This is a genomic window from Streptomyces sp. NPDC020983 (assembly GCF_044333485.1).
In the GTDB taxonomy this organism is placed as follows: domain Bacteria; phylum Actinomycetota; class Actinomycetes; order Streptomycetales; family Streptomycetaceae; genus Actinacidiphila.
In genome coordinates, this window is sequence record NZ_JBIRRA010000005.1 from 295,638 (window position 1) to 310,943 (window position 15,306).

Below are 15,306 nucleotides of genomic sequence, written 5' to 3' on the forward strand. Positions count from 1 at the left end.
CCGGCGGGTGGTCAGTCGCTGTACGCGGGCGGCGGAGCGGTGCTCGCACGCACCACCAGCCGGGTGGGCACCAGGTCGGTGCCGCGCTCCGCCTCGCCGTTGCGGATCTGCCGCAGCACGGACGCCACGCAGCGGCGCCCGACCTCCGCGAAGTCCTGGTGCACGGTCGTCAGCGGCGGCGTGTAGGACGCGGCCTCCGGGATGTCGTCGAAGCCGGCGACGCTGACGTCCTCCGGCACCCGGCGGCCCGCCTCGTGCAGGGCGCGCAGGACGCCCAGCGCCATCTGGTCGTTGGCCACGAAGACGGCCGTGCAGCCGGAGTGCTTCAGCAGCTCCCGGCCGGCGCGGTACCCCGACTCCGCGGACCAGTCGCCGCGCAGCACCACGGGCCCGAGCCGCCCCGCCGCGGCGAGGGCGTCCCGCCAGCCGGCGACGCGGCGCTCCGCGGCGAAGGACTCCGCGGGGCCGGCCACGTGCCACACCGTGCGGTGCCCGAGGTCGAGCAGGTGCCGGACGGCGGCCGCCGCGCCGCCGGCCTGGTCGGTGTCGACCACGCTGTAGCGGTCGCCGGCGTTGGAGTCGACCACGACGACCTGGGCGCTGGGCGGCAGCGACACCGTGGCGGTGTCCAGGAGGTGCACCTCCATGACGATCACGATGCCGTCGACGGCCAGCTCCCCGAGCCGGGTGAAGGCCCCGCGCACCTCGTCCTGCGTGGGCACGGTCACCGGCAGCAGCGTGGTGGCGTAACCCTCCTCGGCGGCGGAGGTCGCGACCGCCTCCAGGGTGCGCATGTTGCCGGTCGTCGACATGTTGAAGAGGATGACGCCGAGGGTCCGGAAATCGCCGCGCTTGAGGGCCCTGGCCGCACTGTTGGGCCGGTAGCCCAGCTCCTTCATCGCCGCCAGCACCTGCTGCCGGGTCGCCTCCACGACCCCGGGGAAGCCGTTCGAGACCCGGGAGACGGTCTGGGCCGACACCCCGGCGAGCCTGGCGACGTCCGCCATCGACGCCCCGCGCCGGCGGCGGCCCGCCTCGGCGGCGGACGGGGAGGACGGCTCGGGCGGGGTGGCCGGCGGGACCGGACCGGTCTTCGTGCTGTCGCTCACCGTCGTACCCCTTGCTGGCGCCCCGCCGGGGGCGGCGCGGCGGTGGTCGTCCTCCGTACGGGCCGTCCTCCGATCGCCGGGAGGGCGGGGGCGACCCCTGCGTGATTGCGCAATCATAGGCGCGCGCAGGTCAGCCCGTGCTTGTTGCGTGCCGTACGCGGCGGACGTGTCCTGGCACGGCGGTGACGGTCACCCCTGCCGCGTGCAGCGCGCGCCTTCCGGCGGCGGCTCGGTGGGGGTGGGCTTCACCGGCAGCAGGGCCACCACCGCCGACACCATGCCGCCTGCCCTCGCCCTCGACGGCAGCGCGCGCGCCGCCGCCCGGCCCGGACCTCCGCGCCCTGCCCGCGCGGCGGTGCGGTCCGAACGGCGGGCGGTGCAGGGGCACCGGTCCGTGCTCCGGCACCCGTCGCGCCCCGTTCCGCCGGTGCCCGGCGGAACGGGGCGGGTGGTCAGGCGGCGGGGTTGCGGCGGCCGCCGCGGCGGCGCGGGCCGCGACCGGTGGCCCCGCCCGCGCCCTGGGCGGCCGCCCGCCCCGCGGTCCCGGTGGCGCCGGCCGGCTTGCGCGCGGCGGGCGCGGCTCCCGCGGTGGCTCCCGCGGCAGCTCCCGCCGCCCTGCGGTCGGGACGGCGGCCCGTCTGCGCGGCGGCCTTGGCGCCGGACCTGCCGGCGGTCTGGCCGCCCGACCTCGCGCCGGTCTGGCCGCCCGACCTCGCGCCGGTCTGGCCGCCCGGCCTCGCGCCGGGCTTGCGCTGCGGCCGGGTCCTGGCCGGGGCGGCCGGCGGCTGGGGGACCTCGATCACGACCGGCGTACCGGACGGCTCGCGGGCGCCGGTGATCGTGGCCAGTTCGGTGTCGCTCGACGTGACGCGGGCGATCCGGGGGCGGATGCCCGCGTGTGACAGCAGCCGGGTGACGTCCCGCTTCTGCTCGGGCAGCACCAGCGTGACCACGCTGCCCGAACCGCCCGCGCGGGCGGTGCGGCCGCCGCGGTGCAGGTAGTCCTTGTGGTCGGTGGGCGGGTCGACGTTCACCACGAGGTCGAGGTCGTCGATGTGTATGCCGCGGGCCGCGACGTTCGTCGCCACCAGCGCGGTGACCTGGCCGCTGCGGAACTGCTCCAGGGTCCGGTTGCGCTGGGGCTGCGAGCGGCCGCCGTGCAGCGCGGCCGCGCGGACCCCGACGGCCAGCAGCCGCTTGGTGAGCCGGTCGGCGGACCGCTTGGTGTCCAGGAAGAGGATGACCCGGCCGTCACGGGCCGCGATGCGCGCGGTGACGGCCTTCTTGTCGGTCTCGTCCTGGAGGTGGAGCACGTGGTGCTCCATCGTGCTCACCGCCCCGGCGGACGGGTCCACGGAGTGGACCACGGGGTCGGTCAGGAACCGCTGCACCAGACGGTCGATGTTGTGGTCCAGGGTGGCGGAGAAGAGCATCCGCTGGCCGTCCGGCCTCACCTGCCGGATCAGCTTGGTGATCTGCGGCAGGAAGCCCATGTCGGTCATCTGGTCGGCCTCGTCCAGCACCGTGATGCGGACGTCGTCGAGCACGCAGTCGCCGCGGTCGACGAGGTCGTTGAGCCGGCCCGGGCTCGCCACGACCACCTCGACGCCGCGCCGCAGTGTCGCGGCCTGCTTGGTGATCGACAGTCCGCCGACCACGGTCGCCGTCCGCAGGTTGACCGCCGTCGCGTACGGCGCCAGCGCGTCCGTCACCTGCTGGGCGAGCTCGCGGGTGGGGACGAGCACGAGGGCCAGCGGCGCCTTGGGCTGCGCGCGCAGCCCGGCCGTCCTGGCCAGCAGGGCGAGTCCGAAGGCCAGCGTCTTGCCGGAGCCGGTGCGCCCCCGGCCCAGCAGGTCGCGGCCCGCGAGCGAGTTGGGCAGCGTGGCGGCCTGGATCGGGAAGGGGCTCGTCAGTCCCTGCGCGGTGAGGGTCGCGAGCAGGCCCGCGGGCATGTCCAGGTCGGCGAACTCCTCGACGGCGGGAAGGGCGGGCGTCGTGCCCTCCGGCACGTGGAATTCCCTGGGCGACGAGGAGGCCTGCGCGGGCGCGGCGGCGCGGCCGGTCGGCTTCTGGGACCTGCGGGACATGTGGCTGTCTGCCTTCCTGGATACAACACAAACCGGGATCCGCACCGTGACGGTGCGGATCCCGGTGAGCTATTCCGCGTTCCGGCGTCAGGCGGGAACGATGTTCTCCGCCTGCGGGCCCTTCTGGCCCTGCGTGACGTCGAAGCTGACCCGCTGGCCCTCGTGGAGCTCACGGAAGCCCTGGGCAGCGATGTTCGAGTAGTGGGCGAAGACGTCGGGGCCGCCACCGTCCTGCTCGATGAATCCGAAGCCCTTTTCGGAGTTGAACCACTTCACGGTTCCCTGTGCCATGACTTTCTCCTTCAGTAGGCAGAGGCCCCATCCGGAGATGCCGGAAAAAACTAATGCGCCTGCAGGAAACATATCCGTCAGGCGCACATAGGTTCATGGGTACCACAACTGCAACGATTTCATCCTAGCACGGCACCACCCCCCGCTGTCGACTCACCGGCGGCCGTGGTGCCGCTCACCCGGCGTCGGCGGCCAGCTGCGCGGTGAGCCGGTCGTGGAAGCTCCGGCGCTCCAGGGCGCGCTCGATGTCGGCGACGGCCCGGGACAGCGGGTAGGGGATCTCGGTCTCCAGTTCCGCGAGGGCGGCCTCGGTGGCCCGCCACTCGGCCGCCAGCCGGCCGACGACCCGGCGGGCCTTCGCGGTGAGCGTGACCTTCCTGGTCCGCGCGTCGTCCCCCACGACCGTCGTGACCCACCCGGCCTTCCGCATCGCGGCGACCTTCTGGCTGAGCGCGGAGTGGGTGCGCTGCACGGATTCCGCCAGCTCCGCGATGGTCATGGGCCCGCGGGCGTGCAGCCGGAGCAGCTCCATGACGAAGGCGGGCTTGAGCCCGTCGATCCGCTGGTCGGCGTAGAACCGCGCGATGTCGGCGTCGATCGCGGCCTGGAGCAGCCGCAGCGGCCGCCAGAGACTCTGCTCCGTGGGGTCGCCCGGGTCGCTCTCGGCCATGCGCGCATCCTAGCCGCCGGGCTCCCGCGCGTTCCGGGCACCGGCCTGCACACGGGCGGCGTGCCGCCCTGGTGCCGCGCCGTCGGCGTTCGATGCGGCCGCGTACGGCGAGGGCGGCGGGGGCGGCGCGTGCGGCGGGGGGCGGTGGCGCGGGCTCGGTGACGCGCGCAGCCGTCTCCGTGTACGTGCCCGCGGTCGTCGGTCCCCGGCCGGGGGAGCGGGGTCAGGCGGCGGCCTCCGCCTCCGCCAGGTACCGGGCCACCGGCCCCAGGGTCAGCATGCCGCTCGCGGCTCCGGCGTCCTCCGCGCGGGCGCCGCGCAGGGCGGCCGCGGCGCGGGCGGCGGGGGCGCGCTCTCCCAGGAGTACGGCGGCGCGGGCGGTCAGGCACCACAGCGCCTCCTGCACGTGGTCGCACGGCGGCTCGGGCAGCGCGGCGAGCGCGGCACGCGCCTGGTCCGCGCGGTCCTGCGCGAGCAGCAGCAGCGGCCGTGCCCACGGCAGGTAGGGGCCCCAGTCCAGGCGCGGGTCCGTGGGCGCCGGCCTGTCGTGCAGCAGCCGCAGTCCCAGCAGCGCGAGCGCGAAGAGGCCGCGGTGCAGCCCCGGCATCCCGGCCGTCCGCAGCGCGCCCTCGGCCTCGCGGTAGCGCGCCGCGGCATCGGCGGCCGGCGGGCCGCCCGGCTCCGCGCTGCGGGCGGCCACCGCCCGCGCCCGGAACCAGCCGGTGAGGACGGGCACCAGCAGCGCCTCGGACGCGGCGGCGAGCCGTTCCGCGGCCTCCGCGTGCACGGCGGCGGCGTCCAGGTCGCCGAGGGCCGAGGCGGACTGGAGCCGGACGAGCCGGCCGAGCACCGCGAAGCCCGGCAGGTCGTGCCGCGTGGCCAGGCCCAGGATCTCGGCGCCGGTCCCGTCCCGCCGCCCCGCGAGCCCCGGGCGGGTGAAGGACTGCAGGAAGACCCCGTTGAGGGCGAAGGCCAGCACGGCGGGGTCGCCCGCCTCCCGCGCCAGCGCCTCCGCCTGCCGTGCCGCCCGTCCGGCGCGTTCCCGCCCGGCCGCGGAGAGGTCCGCGCTGCGGCTCTCGACCGCGACCGTGGCCAGCAGGCGGGCCCGCACGGCGGTGGGGGAGGTGGGACCGAGCGCGGCGAGAGTGCGCTCGGCGGCCGCGACCACCGCGCGGGACTGCGCCGGGTCGTCGGCCCGGCTCCACAGCGCGGGCACGTCGTAGGCGCCGATGACCCGCGCGGTCAGCGCCGGGTCCCGGGTGCGCTCCGCCGCCCGGATCGCGGCGAGACGGTCGCGCCGGGAGTGGACCAGCGCGTCACCGCCCGCGAACGCGAGGGTACGGGCCAGGTCCACGGTGGTGCGCGGCCCGAGCCGCAGGCCCGGTGCCTGCCACCCGGCGGGAGTGTCACCGCCGAGGATCTCGGCCTCCACCTGCCGCAGCTCCGGGCCGGGGTCGAGGCCGAGCCGGTCGGCGAGCATGGTGCGGGCCCGCCGGAGGGTGGCCAGCGCGTCGGCCTGCCGCCCCGCCCGGTGCAGCGCCCGGGCGAGCAGCCCCCATGCGGGCTCCCGCCACGGGTGCGCCGCGACGTGCGCCCCCAACTCGGCGACGAGCCCGCCCACGCCGGGTCCGGCGCCGGGGTGCCCCGCGCCGCCGGGCCCGCCGCTCCGTCCGTCCGGGCCGGGCGGCGCGGGAGCGGCCCCGCCGCCCCCCGGACCGCCGCCCGCGGGGGCGCTTCGTGCCGCCGGTCCGGCGCCGTGCGGTTCGATGTCCTCGCCGTACGGCCCGGTGCCGTCCGGGGTGTCCTCCTCCGCGGCGGCGGCCGGCGCCGCGTACGGATCCGCCCCGCCCGGGGCCCCGTCCCCGGCGGGTGTGCCGAGGAGGATGCGGGCGCGCAGTTCCACGGCCTCCAGGCGCAGCTCCTCCAGGCGGGCGCGCTCGCGCTCGGCCCAGGGGGAGTCGGTCACGTCGGAGTAGGCGGGCCCGCGCCAGTCGGCGAGTGCCGCGGTGAGGGCGGCTGCCGTGCCGGGAGCCGCGGGGGTGCGGCGGGCGGTGGCGAGGGTGTCCTCGAAACGGTGGGCGTCCACGTCCGCGCGGGGGAGGCGCAGGGCGTAGCCCGGGCCCTCCGTGACGAGCAGGCGCGGGGGGCTGCGGGGCGGCCGGTCGGGTTCGAGGGCCCGGCGCAGGGCCGCGACGAAGGTGCGCAGGGCGCCCACCGCGCGGGCCGGCGGGTCCGGCCACAGGTCGTCGACGAGGGTGTCCGTGCCGACCGTCCGCCCCTCGGCGGCGACGAGCCGGGCCAGCACCTCGCGGTGGCGGGGCCCGCCCAGGGCGACGGGGCCGCCGTCGTCGTGGAATGCCCGCACGGTGCCGAGGACGTCGATGCGCATACCCCCATCCTGCGTGCCCGCGGCGCGCGCCGCGGCGCCGTACTGATCGGCTGCTGATCGGCGTCGCCCACGCTCGGCCGGGTCAGCCCCTCTCCGTGAAGGACGGTTCCCATGACACCCGGCGTCCCCGCCAGTCCCGCCATCCCCGGTTTCGACCACGTCCGCCTGCCCGGCGCGGACGGCGTGGAGATCGCCGCCGCCGTCGGCGGCAGCGGCAGCCCGGTCGTGCTGCTGCACGGCTTCCCGCAGACGCACCTGATGTGGCGGCACGTCGCCGTGCGGCTGGCCGCCGAGCACACGGTGATCTGCCCCGACCTGCGGGGCTACGGCGCCAGCGGCAAGCCGGCGGCGGCCGGCCCCGGAACGTACGCCAAACGCGCGATGGCCGCCGACGTCGTGGCCCTGGCGGCGGCGCTCGGGCACGACCGCTTCGCGCTCGCCGGCCACGACCGGGGCGCGCTGGTCGCCTTCCGGGCCGGTCTCGACCATCCGGAGACCATCACCCACCTGGGCATCCTCGACGTCGTGCCGACCCTGGACATGTGGAACGTCCTGCACGGCGCGGCCGCGGCGGTCGGCTACCACCTCTTCCTCATGGCGCAGCCGCCGGGGCTGCCGGAGACGATGATCGCCGCGAGCGCGGACGCCTTCTTCGGCTCCTTCCTCGACGCCTGGGCCGCCGACCCGGCGGCGATGCCGCCCGAGGTGCGCGCGGCCTACCTGCGGGCGAGCGCGGCGGCCGTGCCGTCGATCGTCGCGGACTACCGCGCTTCGGCGGGTGTCGACGTCGAGCACGACCAGGCCGACCTGGACGCCGGATCGCAGCTGGCCATGCCGGTGACGGTGATCCAGCAGGACTGGGGCGCGCAGCTCGGCTACGACGCCGCGGCCGTGTGGCGGGCCTGGGCGCCCGACCTCGACCACCGGCTGACGCGGGCCGGGCACTTCATGGCCGAGGAGGCACCCGACGAGGTCACGGCGGCCTTCCGGGACCTGCTGGCCCGCTGAACCGCGCGGCGCGGGCCCGCGCGGTGACACCGTCGAACGGCTCCGCCCGCGGCACCGACGTCCCGGCGTTGCCGCGCCCCGCGCCCCGCCCTCTCCTGGCCGCGGGTGACCGGCACACGTAGGGTCGTCACCGGCCCGCGGCGCCACGCGGCCGGAGGGGCGGGCGGGACGCGGATGCGTGTTCACGCCAAGTGATGCCACTTTATGGCGATATGAGTTGTATTAACATAGCGTCATGACACATTTGCGTTCAGCAAGTGCATCAGAAACCGTGGATCGTGCGGGCGCCCGGCGCCGCCCCGGCGGCCGTACCGAGCGTATCCGTTTACAGGTGATCGAGGCGGTGCTCCTGGAACTGGTGGAGTCCGGCTACGACGCCCTCACCGTGGACGCCGTCGCGGCCCGTGCCGGTGTCCACCGGACGACGGTCTACCGCCGCTGGCGGGATGTCGGCGGACTGCTCGCCGATGTCGTCGATGCCGCGACCGGCACCGACTGGGAGCCGGAGAGCACCGGTTCGCTGCGGGGCGACCTCACCGCCCTCAACCGGCAGATCGAGGCGGCCCTCACCGGCGAGCCGCCGGTCACTGCGGCCCTGATCGCCGCGTCCTTCCGCTCGGGGAAGGCCTCCCGCGCACTGCAGCGCTTCTGGGACGACCGCTACACCCGCTTCGAGGTCCTCGTGCGTCGCGCCGCCGAGCGCGGCGAGATCCCCGCGGCCACCCACGCCCGGCACGTGCTGGTCGCCGCCACCGCGCCGCTCTACCACCACTTCGTGCTCCTGCGCATGCCCCCCGAGCCGGGGCTGGCCGACCGTGCCGCCGCGGCCGCCGCGGTCGCCGCGGTCGCGGGCGCCTTCACCGACGCGCCCCAGAATCTCCCGTGACGCCGGGCGTCCCTGTTCCCCGCGGGGGGCGCGGGGAACAGGGACGGGGGAGGGGCGGAGGGCACGTGCGCGTCAGGAGGGCAGCGTCCAGTGCTGGTTGGAGCTGTTGAAGCAGGTCCAGATCTGCAGCCGGGTGCCGTTGGCGGAGCTGGGCCCGGTGGCGTCGAGGCACTTGCCCGAACCGGTGTTGACCAGCTCCCCGTTGGACTGCTTCTGCCAGGACTGCGCCGCGGTCCCGTTGCAGTCGTAGAGCTGCACGGGGGTGCCGTCGGCGGTGCCGGCGGAGGTCACGTCCATGCACTTGCCGAGTGCCTTGAGCGTTCCGTTCGCACCCACCGTCCACTGCTGGGCGGCGGTGCCGTTGCAGTCGTAGAGCTGGACGGCCGTGCCGTTGGCCGCACTGGCGCCCGCGACGTCCACGCACTTGCCGCCGTATCCGGTGATCTGGCCGGTGCCGCCGCTCGGCGGCGGGGTGGTGGTGCCGCCGGTGATCTGCCGGAAGATCCGTGAGTACGCGTAGCCGGCCGGCCTGTCGTAGGCGTCGACCTCCCAGAAGGACAGTTCCTGCACGCCGTTGGCGGCCGCGAAGCTCTCCAGCGTCTGGGCGTCGGACTGCGAGAAGTACTCGTCGTCGTCGTTCTGCCCGGCGATCGGCGTCAGGCCGATGCGGCTGTACGCGGCCGAGGTCGAGATGCCGTACAGGCCCGCGAGCTGGCTCGCGGTGCCGCGCGCGGCGGACAGCGCGTCGTTGAGGGCGTTCTGCCCGTTGCCGAAGTCCATCGTCATGATGTTGACGGCGCTGACGTTGACGCCCTTGCTCCTGGCGTCGCTGAGCACGTTGTACTCCTGCGAGGGCAGGCCGCCCGGGTCGACCGCGAGGGTGTAGGCGACCTGCACCGCCGGGTTCTGCGCCTGGAGGGCGGCGAGCGCCTGGTTGCGGCGCTGGTTGGCGGCGGTGTCGCCGAGCGTGCCGCCCTCGATGTCGAAGTCGAGCCGGTTCACGCCGTAGGTGTTGACGATGGCGGCGTAGGCCGCCGTCAGTGACGACACCGAGGTGCAGGTCTGGGCGAGCTCGCCGCCCTCCGCGCCGCCGGAGGAGATGATCACGTTGCCGCCCGCCGCCTGGAGCGCGCTGATCTGCGAGGCGTACGCGCCGATGCCCTCGCCGCTCGCCTCCCAGTAGGGGGTGCAGCCGGAACGCGGGATCAGGAAGGCGAGCGTGTAGTTCTTCAGCCCGGTGGCGTTCATGTCCGCCGCCATGTCGTTGGCGGTGCTGCCGTCGATCTGGAGGTAGGGGGCGGCGAAGTGGGCCGGCAGCGCGGGGCCCGCCGCCTGGGCGCTGCCCGCACCGCCGATGACGGCGCCGGTGGCGGCGAGGCCCAGGGCTGCTGCGGTGGCGATGCAGTGTTTGACGCGCATGAGTGCTCCGTAGGGGCCGGGGGTGGGGGTGTTCTCGGCCGAGCAGACGGGAGTGTGCGCGTCTTGATGACGCCACGTCAAGACATCTGTCAGGAAGCTTTACTGGCAGTTGATGCCCTCACTGCCTCCACTCCCACGGCTGATGCGCTGACCTGCGTGTTCAGGGCGAGGGGTGATGAACGCCGGCAGGGGGCGCCGGAGGCTCTCGTGTGTGCAGGAGGTGACGTCCCGTCCGCCGCGGGCGGACCCCCGGGCCGCGGCCGGCGCCCACCCGCCCGCCCCGGTGCCGACCCGCGCGGCGCGGGGCGGGCGGCGGGCACAGCGGACCCGCGGCACGTCATCGGGCACGGCAAACGCGGCAGCGGCTGACGCCCCGCGGGAACGCCGCAGCGGGCTGTCGGCCGCCGCGGGCACGGCTGGTGGCCAGCGCCGGGGGGCCGCGGCCGGGCGGGCCGGGAGACTCCCGCGGTGCGTCAGCGGCCCTATAGACTGCCGCGTCATGAAGCGGAGCTCTGTCCGGGTTGGGTAGGCGGCCGGGGTCGCGGGTCACCATCCGGGCCATCGCCGCCGAGGCCGGGGTCTCGATCGCCACCGTCTCCCGGGTGGTCAACAACCGGGACACGGTCGCGCCCGCCACGCAGGAGATGGTCCGGCAGGCGGCCCGGCGGCTGGGCGGGGCGGCAATGCCCGGCGGCCTTGAGGCGGCCGCGCTCCCGGTCCTCGTGTCCTGCCCGTACAAGCTGACCGACTACTTCGGCACGATCGTCACCTCCGTCATCGAGACGCTCGACCTGCACGGCCGCGGAGCCGTCGTCCAGGCCGGCGGCAGCCGCGGCTCGCTGCTCGAACTGCCCCGCCACCCCGGCCTCGCGGGCGCCGTCCTCGTCCTGCCGCCCGGCTCCACCGAGGACCTCCGGGCGCTGCACGCCCAGCACTACCCGCTGGTGGTGATCGACCCGCGCGCCGAACTCCCCGAGGACGTCGCCTCGGTCTCCGCCGCGCACGCCGCCGGCGCCCGGCGCCTGACCGGCCACCTCACCGCGCTCGGCCACCGCCGGATCGGCTTCGTCGGCGGCCCCGTCGACTGGCTCGCCAGCAGCAACCGGCTGGCCGGGTACGCCTCCGCGCTCGCGGAGACCGGCGTCCTGCCCGACCACGAGCTCGTCCGGCACGTCACCGAACCCACCGCCGACGAGGGCCGCCGCGCCGCACTCTCCCTGCTGGAGCACCCGCAGCCGCCCACCGCGATCGTCGCCTTCAACGACAAGACCGCCGCGGGCGCCCTCCGCGCCGCCAGGAACCTCGGCCTGCGTGTCCCCGAGGACCTCTCGGTGACCGGCTTCGACGACAGCGAGCTGAGCGACAGCACCACACCGACGCTCACCACCGCCCGCCAGCCCCTGGAGGAGATGGGCCGGATGGCCGTCTCCCTCCTGATGCGCCTGGTCGCCGGCCACGCCGTCGACACCCTGCACGTCGAACTCGCCACCCCGCTCGTCGTCCGCGAGTCCACCGGCCCGGTCCCGCGCCCCGCATGAGGGACGCGGTGCCGGGTTCGTGACGGCCACCGCCCCCCTGGGAAGGCCGTTCCGCATAAGTCTTCCGGCGGCGGCCACCTGCACGGGCTTGTTCCGAAGCGCCCCGTACCCCTGCCCGGTTCACCTGGCCGGATAGGGGTACGGGCGCTCCGGATAGGGGTTGTCGCTCGACGTATTCCGCAGCTAATGTCGCATTCAGTTCTTCGTCCAGTTTTCCGGCGCTGCACCGCGAGTTGCCGGCGGCCGAATCATCCAGCCTTGTGCCGCTCCGAGTTCCGTCTTGGAGCGCGATAGAGGATCGGGGAGAAATCATGGCTCGTACGAAAACGTTCGCGCTGAGTGCCGAAGAGCTCGAGAAGTTCGCCCGTGACGGTTACATCGGTCCTTTCGACCTCTATTCCGAAGAGGAAATGGAAGGATATCTGCGGCAGACCCGGCCGAAGCTGCTGAAGACCGGTAACTCCGCGTACGCGGACGGCCAGACCGTGTCCGGCAACACCAACCTGGCGGCCAGCTACGACCGGCACCTGGACGTCGACTTCCTGGCCGAGCACATCACCCGGCCGGAGATCGTCGACCGGGTGTCGAGCCTGCTCGGCCCCGACACGCTGTGCTGGCGCACCGAACTCTTCCCGAAGTACCCGGGCGACGAGGGCACCGACTGGCACCAGGCCGACAACTTCTCCAGCGTCGACGGCGCCAAGCACCCGCACATCGTGTGGCCGGAGGACGCGGAGTTCGGCGGCACGATCACCGCCTGGACCGCCTTCACCGAGGCGTCGGTCGAGAACGGCTGCCTGCAGTTCATCCCGGGCACGCACACCTCCATGAACTACGACGAGTCGAAGGTCATGGAGTACAACCCCGAGATCATCAACCAGATGGACAAGGACGGCGTCAAGCGCGGCCTGTTCGGCTACGACTACCGGCAGCTGCAGAAGGACCCCGACTGGCGCCCGGACGAGTCGAAGGCCGTCTCCCAGGTCATGCGCCAGGGCCAGTTCATCCTGTTCTGGTCCACGCTCATGCACGCGTCGCACCCGAACAGCAGCGACACCAAGATGCGCCTCGGCTTCGCCTCCCGCTACCTGCCGACGCAGGTCCGCGTCTACCCGTACTCCGACGAGCTGCTGGAGTTCGGCGCCCGCGCGAGCCTGGACAAGTTCGGCTGCGTCCTGACCTCCGGCGAGGACAAGTACGGGCACAACCGCTTCGTCGAGACCAACCTCAACGGATTCCGATTCCCGGTGCACTAGGAGAGATGAAAATGAGCGAGACGGACGACCGCATGGCACCGGACGCCCTGCTGGCATGGGTCATCGACGAGTGCAAGCAGCTGGGTCTTCGGGTGTCGGCCGGTGAGGACGACTTCTTCGAGGCCGGCGGCACCTCGCTGAGCGCGGTGAAGCTGATGGAGCGCGCGGAGCGCGAGTTCGGCGAGGACTCGCTGCCGCCCGACGAGCTGTTCACCGAGAGCCGGATCACGGAGATCGTGGCCAGCATCCAGCGCAACGCCAAGCAGACCGACGCGGTAGCGGACTAGCAGGCCCGGGCGTGGCGGCGACCGACGACAAGTGGGTGACGACCCTCAAGGCCGCGGCGGCGGAACCCGCCAGCACGCTGTTCTGCTTTCCCTATGCCGGCGGGAGTCCCGAGACCTTCCGCGGCTGGTGCGACGGGATCGCGGACGACGTCGAGCTGGTGTGCGTGATCCTGCCCGGCCGGGGCCGGCGCCTCAAGGAGCCCCGCTACGAGCAGTGGCAGCCGCTGGTCGACGACGTCTTCGAGGCGCTGTCGCCGCGGCTGGAGCGCCACCACGCCTTCTACGGCCACAGCTTCGGGGGGCGGCTCGCCTACGAGCTGTCCCACCGGGCCGCGGCCGCCCATCCGGGAATGACGCGCAGGCTGTTCGTCTCCGGCTGCCGGAGCCCGGACTCGCCGCAGGCGCGGCCCTACATGCACGAAATGACGGAAAGTGACTTCCGCGGCGCTGTCGCAGGAATGGGCGGCACGCCGGCGGAGCTGTTCGAGAAGGAGCGGCTGCTGCGCCTGCTCCTGCCCACGGTGCGCAGCGAGATCCGGCTCGCCGAGATATGGGACCACCGCCACGCGGACGGCGTGGACGTTCCCATCACCGCGCTCTACGGCCTGGAAGACCCTATTGACAGCCGGCAGACGATGCACGGCTGGAAGAGATTCTCCAGGCGCCACTGCGAGCTGGTCGAGATTCCTGGCGGACATTTCTTCGTGGACAGCCACCCAGAGTACGTCACCAGAGTCGTCAACACACGTCTGGGGAATTCGAATGGATAAGATCGCCCTTTCGGATGAGGCTCTCGCCGTTCATGAGAAGATCAACAGGACGGACGCCGACTACCCGGCGGAGAGCCTCAAGGAGCTGTTCGAGGCCGCGGCCGGACGCCGGCCGGACGCCGTCGCGGTCGTCCACCAGGACCGCAAGGTCACCTACCGCGAACTCAACGGCCTCGCCAACGGCCTGGCCGCGCGGCTGCGCGCGGCCGGGGTGAAACCCGGCCAGGTCGTGGGCATGTGCGTCAAGCGCTCGCCGGAGATGCTCGCCGCCATGCTGGCGGTCATCAAGTGCGGCGCCGCCTACCTCCCCTTCGACCGCAAGTGGCCGGACGACCGGCTCGGCGGCATCTTCGGGCAGGCGGACTGCACGACGCTGCTGACCGACGCGCCCGACCAGATGGGGACCCGCTTCCCGCAGGCCCAGGTGATCTCCGCCGACCCGGCGGGGCTGGACACCTCCGCACCGGACCCCGAACTGCGGGTCGCGCAGGACTCGGTCGTCTACATCGTCTTCACCTCGGGTTCGACCGGATCCCCCAAGGGCGTGCCGATCCGCCACGAGGGCATCGTCCGGCTGGTGTTCAACTCCCGCTTCGTCCGGCTCGACGAGAACGCCGTCGTCCCGCAGCTGGCCGCGGTGGCCTTCGACGCCGCCGAGTTCGAGATCTGGGGCACGCTGCTGCACGGCGGCACATGCGTGCTCTACCCGTCGGACTACGTCCGGCTGTCGGAGCTGAAGCGCATCGTGCAGGACAACGGGGTCACCGCCGTCTTCGTCACGACCGCCCTCTTCAACGTGATCGTGGACGAGGCGCCCGCCGTCTTCGACGGGGTGCAGACCATCCTCACCGGCGGTGAGGCGCACTCCCTGCGGCACATCGAGAAGGGCCGCACGTACTACGGCGACGGGCGGGTCGTCAGCGTCTACGGGCCCACCGAGTGCTCCGTCTTCGCCACCTACTACCCCGTCGTGGACTCCGTCCTGGGCGAGTCCGCGCTGCCCATCGGCCTGCCGATCCAGAACACCTCGCTGTACGTCGTCCAGGACGGCGTGCTGTGCGCGCCCGGTGAGCCGGGCGAGGTCTGCCTGGCCGGCCCCGGCCTGTCGCCGGGGTACCTGGGCATGCCGGAGCTGACGGAGAAGAAGTACGTCGAGTACGACATCGACGGCGAGAAGGTGCGGCTCTACCACACCGGCGACCGCGCCTTCGTACGGGAGGACGGCAACGTCGTCTTCCAGGGGCGGCTGGACGACCAGGTGAAGGTCAACGGCTTCCGGATCGAGCTGGGCGAGATCGCGCACCACCTCAACCAGGCGCCCGGTGTCAAGCAGGCCTTCGTCACCGTCGCCGAGAAGGACGACGGGGAGAAGGTCGTGGTGGCGTTCGTCGTACCGGCGGGCGAGGACTTCACGCCGAAGGCGTGCACCGACCACCTGGCGACCAAGGTCCCCGGCTACATGCTGCCCGGCGAGATCCACGTGCGGGAGAGCTTCCCCCTGACGGGCTCCGGCAAGGTGGACAAGCGGGCGCTGCTGGCTCAGCGGCACGCGGAAGCCTGAACGACAACACCTGTGAGAAACGAACGAAGGGTGAG

Annotated in this window: 13 protein-coding genes; 7 read left to right on the forward strand and 6 right to left on the reverse strand. The window is 73.8% G+C overall.

The window, feature by feature from the left end; all coding sequences use genetic code 11:
- Positions 1-11: 11 nt before the first annotated feature.
- From ACH4SE_RS12970 to ACH4SE_RS12990, 5 genes are all read right to left on the reverse strand, one after another.
- Positions 12-1,007 (reverse strand): LacI family DNA-binding transcriptional regulator, encoded by a 996-nt coding sequence (locus ACH4SE_RS12970; protein WP_398543668.1) that lies wholly within the window; start codon positions 1,005-1,007, stop codon positions 12-14.
- Between the two features lie 554 nt (positions 1,008-1,561).
- Positions 1,562-3,196, reverse strand: coding sequence for a DEAD/DEAH box helicase (locus tag ACH4SE_RS12975; protein ID WP_398543408.1), 1,635 nt, complete (start codon positions 3,194-3,196; stop codon positions 1,562-1,564).
- 87 nt (positions 3,197-3,283) lie between these two features.
- Positions 3,284-3,487 carry a cold-shock protein gene (locus ACH4SE_RS12980; RefSeq protein ID WP_398543409.1) on the reverse strand — a complete coding sequence of 68 codons (204 nt, stop codon included), beginning with the start codon at positions 3,485-3,487 and terminating at the stop codon, positions 3,284-3,286.
- Positions 3,488-3,662: 175 nt separating this feature from the next.
- Positions 3,663-4,157, reverse strand: coding sequence for a MarR family winged helix-turn-helix transcriptional regulator (locus ACH4SE_RS12985; RefSeq protein WP_398543410.1), 495 nt, complete (start codon positions 4,155-4,157; stop codon positions 3,663-3,665).
- A gap of 223 nt (positions 4,158-4,380) precedes the next feature.
- Positions 4,381-6,546 (reverse strand): BTAD domain-containing putative transcriptional regulator, encoded by a 2,166-nt coding sequence (locus ACH4SE_RS12990; protein ID WP_398543411.1) that lies wholly within the window; start codon positions 6,544-6,546, stop codon positions 4,381-4,383.
- Between the two features lie 111 nt (positions 6,547-6,657).
- On the opposite strand from ACH4SE_RS12990, the gene ACH4SE_RS12995 reads away from it, so the two are divergent.
- Entirely contained in the window at positions 6,658-7,554 is an 897-nt protein-coding gene (locus tag ACH4SE_RS12995) for an alpha/beta fold hydrolase (protein ID WP_398543412.1), read from the forward strand.
- Between the two features lie 235 nt (positions 7,555-7,789).
- Positions 7,790-8,440, forward strand: coding sequence for a TetR/AcrR family transcriptional regulator (locus tag ACH4SE_RS13000; RefSeq protein WP_398543413.1), 651 nt, complete (start codon positions 7,790-7,792; stop codon positions 8,438-8,440).
- Positions 8,441-8,512: 72 nt separating this feature from the next.
- Here ACH4SE_RS13000 and ACH4SE_RS13005 read toward each other — a convergent pair whose 3' ends face one another.
- A complete protein-coding gene (locus tag ACH4SE_RS13005) occupies positions 8,513-9,859 on the reverse strand; it encodes a ricin-type beta-trefoil lectin domain protein (RefSeq protein WP_398543414.1) in 1,347 nt (448 codons plus the stop codon).
- 521 nt (positions 9,860-10,380) lie between these two features.
- Between ACH4SE_RS13005 and ACH4SE_RS13010 the strand changes: the two genes are divergently transcribed.
- From ACH4SE_RS13010 to ACH4SE_RS13030, 5 genes are all read left to right on the forward strand, one after another.
- Positions 10,381-11,397: a LacI family DNA-binding transcriptional regulator gene (locus ACH4SE_RS13010; RefSeq protein WP_398543415.1), complete on the forward strand. Its 1,017-nt coding sequence runs from the start codon at positions 10,381-10,383 to the stop codon at positions 11,395-11,397.
- Between the two features lie 311 nt (positions 11,398-11,708).
- Positions 11,709-12,653: a chlorinating enzyme gene (locus tag ACH4SE_RS13015; protein WP_398543416.1), complete on the forward strand. Its 945-nt coding sequence runs from the start codon at positions 11,709-11,711 to the stop codon at positions 12,651-12,653.
- Between the two features lie 11 nt (positions 12,654-12,664).
- On the forward strand, positions 12,665-12,940 hold the full coding sequence (locus ACH4SE_RS13020; protein ID WP_398543417.1) for a phosphopantetheine-binding protein: 276 nt from the start codon (positions 12,665-12,667) through the stop codon (positions 12,938-12,940).
- A gap of 35 nt (positions 12,941-12,975) precedes the next feature.
- A complete protein-coding gene (locus tag ACH4SE_RS13025) occupies positions 12,976-13,710 on the forward strand; it encodes a thioesterase II family protein (RefSeq protein ID WP_398543418.1) in 735 nt (244 codons plus the stop codon).
- Positions 13,703-15,271 (forward strand): amino acid adenylation domain-containing protein, encoded by a 1,569-nt coding sequence (locus ACH4SE_RS13030; protein ID WP_398543419.1) that lies wholly within the window; start codon positions 13,703-13,705, stop codon positions 15,269-15,271. The genes ACH4SE_RS13025 and ACH4SE_RS13030 overlap by 8 nt, the downstream gene beginning before the upstream one ends.
- Positions 15,272-15,306: the final 35 nt, after the last annotated feature.

What these genes read in the sequence shown, in the direction of transcription:
- ACH4SE_RS12980 (WP_398543409.1), bottom strand. Translation starts at nt 3,487, where the DNA reads ATGGCACAGGGAACCGTGAAGTGGTTCAACTCCGAAAAGGGCTTCGGA.
- ACH4SE_RS12970 (WP_398543668.1), bottom strand. Translation starts at nt 1,007, where the DNA reads ATGGCGGACGTCGCCAGGCTCGCCGGGGTGTCGGCCCAGACCGTCTCC.
- ACH4SE_RS13000 (WP_398543413.1), top strand. Translation starts at nt 7,790, where the DNA reads ATGACACATTTGCGTTCAGCAAGTGCATCAGAAACCGTGGATCGTGCG.
- ACH4SE_RS13030 (WP_398543419.1), top strand. Translation starts at nt 13,703, where the DNA reads ATGGATAAGATCGCCCTTTCGGATGAGGCTCTCGCCGTTCATGAGAAG.
- ACH4SE_RS13005 (WP_398543414.1), bottom strand. Translation starts at nt 9,859, where the DNA reads ATGCGCGTCAAACACTGCATCGCCACCGCAGCAGCCCTGGGCCTCGCC.
- ACH4SE_RS12995 (WP_398543412.1), top strand. Translation starts at nt 6,658, where the DNA reads ATGACACCCGGCGTCCCCGCCAGTCCCGCCATCCCCGGTTTCGACCAC.
- ACH4SE_RS12990 (WP_398543411.1), bottom strand. Translation starts at nt 6,546, where the DNA reads ATGCGCATCGACGTCCTCGGCACCGTGCGGGCATTCCACGACGACGGC.
- ACH4SE_RS12975 (WP_398543408.1), bottom strand. Translation starts at nt 3,196, where the DNA reads ATGTCCCGCAGGTCCCAGAAGCCGACCGGCCGCGCCGCCGCGCCCGCG.
- ACH4SE_RS12985 (WP_398543410.1), bottom strand. Translation starts at nt 4,157, where the DNA reads ATGGCCGAGAGCGACCCGGGCGACCCCACGGAGCAGAGTCTCTGGCGG.
- ACH4SE_RS13020 (WP_398543417.1), top strand. Translation starts at nt 12,665, where the DNA reads ATGAGCGAGACGGACGACCGCATGGCACCGGACGCCCTGCTGGCATGG.
- ACH4SE_RS13015 (WP_398543416.1), top strand. Translation starts at nt 11,709, where the DNA reads ATGGCTCGTACGAAAACGTTCGCGCTGAGTGCCGAAGAGCTCGAGAAG.